Annotated in this window: 9 protein-coding genes and 1 CRISPR repeat array; of the genes, 5 read left to right on the top strand and 4 right to left on the bottom strand. The window is 70.9% G+C overall.

The genetic code is table 11. From position 1 onward, the window contains the following. Window positions 1–223 precede the first annotated feature (223 nt). Window positions 224–1054: an alpha/beta fold hydrolase gene (locus DSY14_RS23925; protein ID WP_211718872.1), complete on the top strand. Its 831-nt coding sequence runs from the start codon at window positions 224–226 to the stop codon at window positions 1052–1054. A gap of 50 nt (window positions 1055–1104) precedes the next feature. After that, window positions 1105–1968 carry a deoxyribonuclease IV gene (locus DSY14_RS23930; protein ID WP_211718873.1) on the top strand — a complete coding sequence of 288 codons (864 nt, stop codon included), beginning with the start codon at window positions 1105–1107 and terminating at the stop codon, window positions 1966–1968. An 85-nt stretch (window positions 1969–2053) separates the two neighbouring features. Here the strand turns inward: DSY14_RS23930 and DSY14_RS23935 are convergent, their stop codons facing one another. After that, window positions 2054–3358, bottom strand: coding sequence for an MFS transporter (locus tag DSY14_RS23935; RefSeq protein WP_211718874.1), 1305 nt, complete (start codon window positions 3356–3358; stop codon window positions 2054–2056). 38 nt (window positions 3359–3396) lie between these two features. Next, complete coding sequence (locus DSY14_RS23940; RefSeq protein WP_211718875.1) at window positions 3397–4101, bottom strand: helix-turn-helix transcriptional regulator; 705 nt, start codon at window positions 4099–4101, stop codon at window positions 3397–3399. Window positions 4102–4286: 185 nt separating this feature from the next. Between DSY14_RS23940 and DSY14_RS23945 the strand changes: the two genes are divergently transcribed. Beyond that, a complete protein-coding gene (locus tag DSY14_RS23945) occupies window positions 4287–4643 on the top strand; it encodes a hypothetical protein (RefSeq protein WP_211718876.1) in 357 nt (118 codons plus the stop codon). 198 nt (window positions 4644–4841) lie between these two features. After that, window positions 4842–5170: direct repeats of the CRISPR family, unit length 24 nt; unit sequence CTGCTCCCCGCGCACGCGGGGATG. A gap of 48 nt (window positions 5171–5218) precedes the next feature. Here DSY14_RS23945 and DSY14_RS23950 read toward each other — a convergent pair. After that, on the bottom strand, window positions 5219–6796 hold the full coding sequence (locus DSY14_RS23950; protein WP_211718877.1) for an alpha/beta hydrolase: 1578 nt from the start codon (window positions 6794–6796) through the stop codon (window positions 5219–5221). Window positions 6797–6920: 124 nt separating this feature from the next. Further along, a complete protein-coding gene (locus DSY14_RS23955; protein ID WP_211718878.1) occupies window positions 6921–7619 on the bottom strand; it encodes a hypothetical protein in 699 nt (232 codons plus the stop codon). Window positions 7620–7732: 113 nt separating this feature from the next. On the opposite strand from DSY14_RS23955, the gene DSY14_RS23960 reads away from it, so the two are divergent. Together DSY14_RS23960 and DSY14_RS23965 are read left to right on the top strand one after the other, a co-directional pair. Beyond that, window positions 7733–8449 carry a TetR/AcrR family transcriptional regulator gene (locus DSY14_RS23960; protein WP_211718879.1) on the top strand — a complete coding sequence of 239 codons (717 nt, stop codon included), beginning with the start codon at window positions 7733–7735 and terminating at the stop codon, window positions 8447–8449. 135 nt (window positions 8450–8584) lie between these two features. Next, entirely contained in the window at window positions 8585–11014 is a 2430-nt protein-coding gene (locus tag DSY14_RS23965) for a Tex family protein (RefSeq protein ID WP_307851317.1), read from the top strand. The last annotated feature ends 55 nt before the right edge of the window (window positions 11015–11069 follow it).

Below are 11069 nucleotides of genomic sequence, written 5' to 3' on the forward strand. Positions count from 1 at the left end.
GGTCGAAGCGCCCGTCGTGGCCACGCGCGCCCGCCGGGCCGACCATGCCGCGGAACGCACGTTCCCGACCCACGCCCCGGGAGAGTCGCGACGTCCTCGCTCACCGCGCGGGGCCGGGAGCCGAACGTGCCTCGGAACGCGGGCGGTACGCGCGACGGGCGCGCTTGCCGCCTCCCCCACCCGCGTCTAGGGTGCGGACATCATCGAGGGGAAGCGGGGAGCCATGCGGGACACCACGGTCGAGGTCCACGGGCGCACGATCGCCCTCACCGACCTCGGTGATCCCGACGGCACACCCGTCCTGTTCTTCCACGGCGCCCCCATGAGCCGCCGGAACCTGGGCGACCAGCACGCAGAGTTCGCCGCGGCGGGGCTCCGGGTGATCTCCCCCGACCGGCCCGGATACGGGGGGTCGGACCCCGCGCCGGGCCGGTCCCTCACCGACGGGGCCGAGGACATGGCGGCGCTCGCCGACGCCTGCGGACTCGACCGCTTCTTCGTGGCCGCGCATTCCTCCGGTGGACCCTACGGGGTGGTCACGTCCGCGCTGTGGCCCGCCCGAGTGCGGGGAACGGTCCTGCTCGGCGGAGTCACCGACTTCGCGTGGGAGCCGGCGTGGGAGGGCTACTCCCCCGACGAGTGCGCCATGATGCGCCTGCCGGACGAACAGGCCGCCCTGGAATGGGGTGAACGCCACCTCGGAGCACGCGCTTCGGCCTGGCCCGAGCCCGACCGCGAGCTGTTCGCCACCCGGTACGTACCTCACCTGGCCGCCGCGGCGAAGGAGGCCTTCGCCCAGGGGGTGGGCGGCTACACCCAGGACGCGTGGGTCCAGGGGCGCCCCTGGACCTTCGATCCGGCGACGATCACCGGCCCCTGTCTGGTCGTGCACGGTGAGCAGGACACCGTGGTGCCCTTGGCGCACTCCGAGCACACCGCCGAACTCGTGCCGGGTGCCGAGCTTCGGGTCCTGCACGGTCACGGCCACGTGACCGTGCTGTGGGAACTCCCGGATCTGCTCACCGCGCTGCGCGAACCGCCCACGGACCCGTGAACGGTGCCATGCCCGACCCACCCGCCGGGCCCGCCTAGAGTGGTGCGGCGATGAACAACACCGAAGAGCGACCCCAGACCCCGGTCGGAGCACACGTTCCGGTCGCGGGCGGCATGGCCACCAAGGGCCTGGCCTACGCGGAGAAGATCGGCGCCGAGACCATCCAGGTGTTCGTGTCCAACCCCCGTGGGTGGGCCACCAACTCCGGGGACCCGGACCAGGACGCGATGTTGCGCGCGCGCACCGACCTGCCCGTGTTCGTGCACGCCCCGTACCTGATCAACCCGGGGACGCCCAGCGAGGAGACCGCCGCCAAGTCGATCACCTCCATGGAGCACGCGCTGCGCCGCAGCGCGGAGATCGGCGCCCTGGGCGCGGTCATGCACACCGGATCGGCCGTCTCGGGCAGTCGCGAGGACGGTCTGGCCCGCGCCCGCGAGCGTCTGTTGCCGATGCTGGAGCGGCTGGGCGAGGACGTGCCCCCGCTGCTGCTGGAGCCGATGGCCGGTCAGGGCCAGGTGCTGTGCGCCACCGTCGATGACCTGGTCCCCTACTTCGAGGCCCTGGACTGGCACCCCAACGTGGGCGTGTGCCTGGACACCGCGCACCTCTTCGCCGCCGGGCACGACATCTCCACGGTGGAGGGCATGCGCGAGGCGCTGGACCGCTTCGGTGCGGTGGTGGGCGCCGACCGGCTCAAGCTCATCCACGGCAACGACTCCAAGGCACCGTGCGGCAGCAACAAGGACCGACACGAGAACATCGGCAAGGGCCACATCGGCGCCGAGCCGTTCGCGGAACTGTTCCGTCACCCGGTGACCGCGGGGATCCCCATCACGTTGGAGACGCCCGGGCCGGAGGGACCGCACGCCGAGGACGTGGCCACCCTCAAGCGGCTGCGCGCGCAGGCCTGAGCCACCACCGTGTCTCGGGGCCCGTCGGATCCTTCTCGATCCGGCGGGCCCCGCTCGTGCGCGGACGGGTCGCACAGGGCGACCGTCATCTTCGCGGCTCGGTGCTCCCGGGCGTCTCGGTGGTCTCCGCGAGCACACGATCGACCCGGCGGGCGGTCTCGGCGATGACCCCGCGTGCGAGTAACGCGGTGACGGCCATGATCAGCCCGCCGACCAGGAACGGCAGCGCCAGGTCGATCCGGCCGAGCATCCCGCCCGCCAGCGCGCCGAGGGGGGTGACACCCCAACCGATCATCTTGCTCACCCCGGCCACGCGTCCGCGCACGCGTTCGGGGACCACGGTCTGGTGGTAGGGGACGGCCGCGATGTTGGCGGCCACGAGGCACAGACCCAGCCCCAGCAGGAAGGCGAAGGCCGTGTAGGGGTCGGGGGCCAGGCCCACGGCCACCGAGGCGGCGGCCACTCCCAGGTAGCCGCCGAGCACGACCGTGCGACGCCCCAGGCGGACGATCAGCCGGTCGGTCACCAGGGCGGCGAGGACGCCGCCGAGCGCGGACGACAGGGTGAAGACACCGAACAGCACGGCGGGAACGCCGAGCCCCTGGTGGGCGTAGAGCACCAGCGTCGCGCCGCCCATGTTCGCCCCGATCATCATCCCGGCGTTGCAGAGCATGTTGCCGCGCAGGATGCGGTCGCCGAAGACCAGCCGGAACCCCTCGCCGGTCGAACGCCGGAACCCCTCGGGCTCGACGGTCGCGCTCTCGTCGGTCACGGGGACGGAGCGGCGCCACACCATCGGGATGGCGCACAGCAGCGCCACGCACAGGGCGTAGGAACCGGCGATGCCCAGCAGGGGCGCGGCGGCTCCGGCCGCGAACAGGAACCCGGCCACCGGGCGGCCCAGGCAGTCCTGGGCGACCAACCGACCGCCCTCCACCCGGCTGTTGGCCCGGTCCAGCAACCGGGCCGGTACGAGCCGCACCACCGCGATCCGACTCGCGGGGTCGGTGACGGTCTCACAGCAGATGACCGCGAACATCGCCGCGTACAGCAGCGGGATCGACAGGTTGCCGGTCGGCAGGGTCAGGAGCAGGGCGACCATGACCAGGGCCGCGATCGTGTTGGACACGACCATGGCGCGCATGCGGTGCACCCGGTCGATGAGCACCCCCGACAGCGGGGCCAGCAGCAGCCAGGGCAGGAACCGCACGGCGGTCAGCCCGGAGACGAGCAGGGGGTCCTGGGTGAGGGAGACGGCGATCAGCGGCAGCGCGACGGCGAGCATGCCGTCGCCCAGGTTGGTGAACACCCCGGCGCCCCAGAAGCGGTGGAAGTCGGGGCCGAGCCGGTCGGCGCGCGGGGTGGTCGGGTCGATGGGTGCTGTGGTCATGGTGCGGCTCCTGGAGGGGGGTGGGTTCTCAGGTGGCGCTACGGTCCGTTCGACCCTGTGCCGGGACCCGCGTCGGGCTCCGTGCCGGACGCCGTGACGGAGCCTTCGGCGGGTGTCTCACCGGAACCACCGGTCGCCTCGGCCAGGTGGGGGAACAGGTCGGTCTGCAGCTCCACCATCTCGGTCTCGGGGTGGGTCTGGGCGGTGCGCTCCTCGTAACGGCGGGTCCAGGACCGGATGAACTCCACGAGCTCACCGGCGAACTCCTCGGTCTCCTCCGGTGTCATCCGCGCCTGGGAGACCGAGTCCTGCATCGCCGTCTGCCAGCGACGCACGCGCGGTTCGTCGGACCGTTCCCGGGAGAGGGCGTGCCAGCGGTCGAGCCGCTCTCGACGCCCGGTGTAGTAGCGGCCCAGGACGATCTCGGCGGCTTCGCGGGTCGCCGGGTCGCGCAGGTGTTCGCTACCGCTCAAGCGCCAACCACCCGGCCGGATCCGCCACCAACGATCACGGCGACCGGAATGTCCGGGGTCGGCGTCCACGAACCCGAACCGGGCCAGCTGCCGCAGGTGGTAGCTGGTGGAGCCGCTGCTCTCCCCCAGGGTCCTACCGAGAATGGTGGCGGTCGCGGGGCCGTGGGAGCGGAGCACGTCGAGGATGCGGGCGCGCAGCGGATGGGCCAGCCCGCGCAGTGCATCGGCGTCGATGTTCAGGGGTCGGGTCGATTCGGGTTCCTCGTTCATGCCATGACCGTATCGCAAAGATATCTTTGCAAAAATACCTTTGCAGAAGAACCTTTGGAGAAATCCCGGAACACCAGACCGTTCGGCGAGGAACCTCCTCCTCGTCCTCCGCCGTCGTATGGGGGACAATGGGCCTGAGCGCTCGTCGTGTCTCAGGGGTTCGGAACGAAGGAGAGTGTGACCGCATGGATCCGATTTCCATGATCATCGCGGTGATGATCGCGGTCGGCGGGTTCCTCGCGGGCCGCGCCACCACCAAACGCCAGGTCGCCCGACAGTTCCCGTCACAGCACCACGACCCCCGCGCGCTCCAGGGCGACCGGTCCCGGCCCGCCACCCCCCAACCCATCTGCGGCTGTGGCCACAACCTGGTCTTCCACGACCAGGAGACCAAGCGCTGCCAGACCCAGGTCGTCATCCCCGGCCGGTGGACCGGACAGAGCAACTCCACCTATCGACAGTGCATGTGCCAGGGCTACCGCGGTCCGGTCCCCGTCGACGAGTACTACGCCCCCGACTACCTCGACGGCACCGGCTCCTGACCCCTCCCCCGTTCGACCACGTCCACGCGACGAAGCCGCACGAGCGCTGATTCGGCCTGCCGAGGACCCCGTAGCCGCCGTAGAGGGTGTGCGGAAGAAGTACCGAGGTCACCAGAACCAGACAGGGGCGACATGTCCGTTTCTCGACAACTTGCGAAAACGACCCCTCAACGCTGACGGAACACCAGGTCGGCGAGACTGCTCCCCGCGCACGCGGGGATGGACCCGTCCCGGCAACCATCGGTTGCCGAGGCGGTAGCTGCTCCCCGCGCACGCGGGGATGGACCCAGCCCGTACCAGGTGGGCATCACCCACTCCGGCTGCTCCCCGCGCACGCGGGGATGGACCCTAATTCACTCTGTGCACACGGCGGTACTTAGTCTGCTCCCCGCGCACGCGGGGATGGACCCGCCCACCCCGCGTGAACCATCCTGTTCACCATCTGCTCCCCGCGCACGCGGGGATGAAACCGCCCCGCCCCTCCCACACGGGAGAGACGGGGCCTGCTCCCCGCGCGCGGGGATGAAACCGGGAGGCGCGCGCCGGCCGGGGCGGCTACGCCGCGGTCGAGCGTGTCACAAGCTGCAACGGGCGTCGGTGGGCGGGGATTCGAGGTCGAGCAGATAAGCGTCGACCACGTCGTCGACGCACTCGCTGCCGCCGAGGAGGTAGGCGCCGTGCTGCTTGCCCTCGACCGTGAGCAGGCTCGCGTCGAGAGCCCGCGCCAGCGCGATGCCGCCCTCGTACGGCGTCCCTGGATCCCCGGTGACCGAGACGACGAGCGTCTCGGGGAGACCTTCGACGTCGGTGAGCCAGGGCTCGTCGCGGGTGGGCGGTGCGGGCCACGCCTCGCATTCGCTGTGGTACTCACCCGCCGTGAACACGTCGAGGGCGAACATCGGAGCCACCTCCCCGACCGAGCGCGCGAGCGCGGTCTGCTCTTCGGGCTCCAAGCGAGGCTGATCCATGCAGCGCACGGCGATGTTCGTGTCGAGGTCCGTGGCGTAGACGCCGTCCGCGGTGCGGGCGTAGAAGTTGTCGCGCAGAACGAGCATCTCGTCGGGGTTTCCCGCTTCGAGCGAGGTCAGCGCGGAGATGACGTCGGGCCAATGCGCTTCGGAGTACAGGCCCGCGGTGATGCCGAGGTAGGCGTCCCAGACGCTCACCTCTCGGCCGTCGGCGGCCGCCGGCGGTGTCTCGACGAGCGGCTCCACGATGTCGTGCAGGCGATCGTTCGCGGCCGCGGGGTCGGTGCCGAGCACGCAGTCGGACGACTCGGCGCAGAGTGCGGCGAGGTCATCGAATCGCTCCTGCGCGACGGCGAACTGGGAGAGGCGGAGTTCGCTCGCCGTCAGGTCGGGAGAGACGGCCCCGTCGAGCACCATCGCGCGGACCTTGTCGGGGTGGCTCTCGGCGTACATGGCACCGAGCTCGGAGCCGTAGCTGTAGCCCAGATAGGTCAGCCGGTCGTCGCCGAGCACCTCGCGCATGATGTCCATGTCGCGCACGACGTTGGTCGACCCGGCGTTGACGAGGTTCTCGACGCCACCGGAGGCCTCGGTACAGCGCTCCGCGAGCTCTGTCGCCTGCTCGGCGCTCCTGATGTCGTGCACCGCGCCGAACCGCGGCACGTCACCCGCGTCGTACTCCTGGTCGGTATAGCAGTCCAGGGCCGGGGTCGACGAACCGATCCCACGCGGGTCGAAACCGACGATGTCGAAACGCTCGGCCACAGGGCCGTCCTGCAACAGTGGCAGGGAGGACGCGACGAAGGCAGTGCCGGATCCGCCGGGCCCGCCCGGGTTGATCAGCAGTGAGCCCTCGGCCTCACCCGTGGCGGGCAGGCGCAGGAGCGCGATGTGCGCGCTCTCCCCCTCCGGCTCGTCGTAGTCGAGCGGGACCTCGACCGAGGCGCATTCGAGCTCCGGGGTGGCGAACAGCTCGGCGTCCGCCGCGTTCGTCGCGGTGTCCTCGCAGCCGGCCCAGTCGAGTCGCTGATCGAGGTAGGCACCGAGGTCCGTGTCCGCGCCGAAGTCCGATGGAGGCGAGGCGGTCGCGCATCCGGCGAGTAGGAGGAGTACGGCCGTGGAGGCCGCGGCGAGCCCGGTCTCCACGTGCCGGGATCGTCGGAGGAGCCGAGGATGTGGTCGCATGCGTTTCTCCTGTGTCGGGCCGCGGTCGTGTGCGACGGCGCGGTGGTGGTTGACGGAGTGTTCTCGGGTCGGGGCGTCCAGAGGCGCGAGAGGACGGGGACATGGCCGGTCGGTGCGGGGAACGTCAGCTCTCGATCCCGTCCGTCTCGGCGTCCAGGAGCCGATGGTGGCGGAAGGTCAGTGCTCGTTCGGTCGCCGCGAGACCGGCGGTGACCGTGAGAACCGTGTTCGCCCACGCCGGCAGAGCGACGGGCGAGACGAACGGGGTGAGGTGATCGGCCCAGAGCGATGACCGGGTGACCAGTTCGAGTACCTGCGGGGCGAGCAGGATCAGATTGATCGTCAGCACGATGACGGCACAGACGGCCAGTGCGCGCCCGACCCCGGGGTGCCGACGAGAGAGCTTGGCGCGCAGGTACTCGGGCGTCCCCGGTACGGGATCGAGACGCCGCCGGTCACCGTCCGCGCTGATCAGGTGGATGCGCTCCATGCCGTACCTGCTCGCGGCGACCTCGATGCCGTCCGATCCGAGCGCGAAGCGGACCGGCATATCCCGGGTTCGCAGGTGCCGGCCGTCCAGGTAGAGCGAGGCCCGGCCCCAGGTGTGGTCGACATCGACGGTCGCCGTCGAGGCGTCGGGAAGGTCGATCGCGAAGCGCGTGCGTTGTAGCCCGAGGGAGGGGCGGAACGGCGGCAACGGCGAACCCGGCTCCGGATCGGGCGTCGACCACGTCGACGTGGCTCCGCCGAGGTCTTCGGACTCGTCGAAGCCGTGCGGATCGTTCCACTCCGCACCGGCCCAGGGGTCGTACCGGTCGCTCATGTCCCACCCCGCCCGGGGCGGCGACGGAGAGGAGCACCATCGCGAAGACTTTCTAGCATGATCATGCTAAAAAAAGTAGCACACGCATGCCAGCAATGGAATAGGGTGGTCGTATGCCCAAGAGAGCCGACCCCGATGTCCGCCGAGAACAGGTCGCCGACGCCGTGATCGACGAGATCGCCGCGCACGGGATCCGCTCGGTGACCCTCGCCCGCATCGCCGCACGCACCGGCCTGGCCATCGGGAGCATCCGGCACTACTTCGGCGACACCATTCGCGAGGTCATGCGCTTCACGCTGGGCGTCCTCATGCAGCGCGTCGCCTCGCGCGACGCGACGATGTCCGAGGACCCGATGGCACGGCTCGTGGACGCGATCGCCTTCACCGCGCCGACCAGCGAACAGGAACGCCGGGAGAACATCGCTCTCGTCGAGTACCGCGTCATGGCGCGCACGGACCCGGAACTCGCGGCCGACATCGCCGCCACGTCCCTCGCGGCCGCGGAGGCGGTCCGCTCGGCACTGCGCGACGCGCTGGCCGACCGCAGCATCGACGAGGAGGCGCTGCACCGCGAGGCACTCCTGTTGTTCGCCCTGGTCGAGGGCTTCTCGTTCAGTTCGGCGCTGTCCTCCGACCCGTTGCACGAGACGGACGTCCGTGCCGTCGTGACGGCGACCCTGCAGCGTCTGCGCGACGCCTATCCGGCCTCCGACAAAGCCGCCGAGGGAACGGCCGGGGCTCCCTCTTGCGCCGAGGAGTCACGGGGTCACGGCCGGCACGTCGTCGACGGCCACCACACCCCCGACCACCTCGACGGCACCGGCTCCTGACCCCTCCCCGGACCGACCACGTCCCCGCATGCGGGAACCTGGGGTTGCGGACCGGCGACGCGCCGGGGTGACAACGCCCTCGCGCGCCGCGAGAATATCCGCGCACCGAACAGCCGAAGAGTGGACGTTGACCAAGTGACGACCCCTGTGACACCCACGATCGACCAGCGCATCGCCGAGGAACTCGGCGTGGGCGCGCACCAGGTCCGCGCCACCGTCGAACTCCTCGACGGCGGATCGACCGTGCCCTTCATCGCCCGGTACCGCAAGGAGGCGACCGGCGCGCTGGACGACGCCCAGCTGCGCGCCCTCGAGGAACGCCTGCGCTACCTGCGGGAGATGGACGAACGGCGCACGGCGATCCTGGAGTCGATCCGTGCCCAGGGCAAGTTGGACGACGAGCTGGAGGCCCGCATCAACGCGGCCGACTCCAAGGCCCGTCTGGAGGACATCTACCTCCCCTTCAAGCCCAAGCGCCGCACCAAGGCACAGATCGCCCGCGAGGCCGGGCTCGAACCCCTGGCCGAGGGCCTGATCGGCGACCCCTCCCTGGACCCGCAGGAGACGGCGTCCGCCTACGTGGACACCGACAAGGGCGTGGCCGACACCAAGGCCGCCCTGGACGGGGCCCGCGCCATCCTGGTGGAACGCTTCGCCGAGGACGCCGACCTCACCGGTCACCTGCGCGAACGTCTGTGGGAGAAGGGCCGACTGGGCTCGACCGTGCGGGAGGGCAAGGAGGAGGCCGGCGCCAAGTTCGCCGACTACTTCGACTTCTCCGAACCCCTCACGGCGCTGCCCTCGCACCGTGTCCTGGCCATGTACCGGGGGGAGAAGGAGGAGGTCCTCACGCTGAACCTGGAGCCGGAGGAGACCCCCGAGCCCGGCCCCGACGGCACCGTTCCGCGCAGCAGCTACGAGAACGCCATCGCCTCCCACTTCGACATCGTCGACCGGGGTCGCCCCGCCGACCGGTGGCTCCAGGACACCGTCCGCTGGGCCTGGCGCACCCGTGTCCTGGTGCGTCTGGACATCGACGTGCGCATGCGTCTGTGGCAACAGGCCGAGGACGACGGCGTCAACGTGTTCGCCGCCAACCTGCGCGACCTGCTGCTGGCCGCTCCGGCCGGCACCCGCGCCACCCTGGGTCTGGACCCGGGTCTGCGCACCGGCGTGAAGGTCGCCGTCACCGACTCCACCGGCAAGGTCGTGGCCACCGACACGGTCTTCCCGCACGCGCCCCGCCGCGACTGGGACGGCTCCATCGACCGCCTCGCGAAGCTGTGCGCCGCCCACCAGGTGGAACTCGTGGCGATCGGCAACGGCACCGCCTCCCGCGAGACCGACAAGCTCGCCGGCGACCTGCTCAAACGCCACCCCGAACTCACGCTCACCAAGGTGATGGTGTCCGAGGCCGGCGCGTCCGTGTACTCCGCCTCGGCCTACGCCTCCGAGGAACTACCGGACCTGGACGTGTCCCTGCGCGGCGCCGCCTCCATCGCCCGTCGCCTGCAGGACCCCCTCGCGGAGCTGGTGAAGATCGACCCCAAGTCCATCGGGGTGGGCCAGTACCAGCACGACCTGGCCGAGGCCAAGCTGTCGCGGTCGCTCGACGCGGTGGTCGAGGACTGCGTGAACGGTGTGGGCGTGGACGTCAACACGGCCTCCGTGCCGCTGCTGACCCGGGTGTCCGGCGTGACCTCCACCCTGGCCCGCAACATCGTGGCGCACCGTGACACCAACGGCCCCTTCCGCACCCGTCAGGCGTTGCTTTCGGTGCCGCGCCTGGGCCCCAAGGCCTACGAACAGTGCGCGGGCTTCCTGCGCGTGCCGAACGGCGACGACCCGCTGGACGCCTCCGCGGTGCACCCCGAGGCCTACCCGGTGGTGCGTCGCATCCTCGACACCGTCGACGCCGACCTGGCCACGCTCATCGGGGACAAGAAGGCGCTGTCGGGCCTGCGTCCCGAGGACTTCGTCGACGACACGTTCGGCCTGCCGACCGTCACCGACATCCTCAGCGAGTTGGACAAGCCCGGTCGCGACCCCCGTCCCGCCTTCACCACCGCCACCTTCAAGGAGGGCGTGGAGAAGCTCGACGACCTGGAACCGGACATGATACTGGAGGGCGTGGTCACCAACGTGGCGGCCTTCGGGGCGTTCGTGGACGTGGGCGTGCACCAGGACGGCCTCGTGCACGTGTCGGCCATGTCCCGCAGGTTCGTGCAGGACCCGCGGGAGATCGTCAAGCCCGGTGACATCGTCAAGGTCAAGGTGCAGGACGTGGACATTCCGCGTAAGCGCATCTCGCTGACCATGCGCCTGGACGACGAGGCCCCGCAGGGCGGCGGCCGGGGCGACCGCGGGGAACGCGGCGGCGACCGTGGTGACCGTGGTGACCGCCGTCGCGGCAATGGCGGCGGAAACGGCCGGGGCGGCGACGGCGGCGGAAACGGTCGCGGTGGGAACAACCGGGGCGGCGACGGGAACCGTCGACGCGACAGCGCCCCGGCCGCCTCCGGCGCCATGGCCGACGCGCTGCGCCGCGCGGGCCTGGGCAAGTAGCACCGCACCGGACGGACCCTTGAGACGGCGGGGCCGGGGAGATGCCCTCCCCGGC

The sequence above is a fragment of the Nocardiopsis sp. MG754419 genome (assembly GCF_018207095.1).
In the GTDB taxonomy this organism is placed as follows: Bacteria; Actinomycetota; Actinomycetes; order Streptosporangiales; family Streptosporangiaceae; genus Nocardiopsis.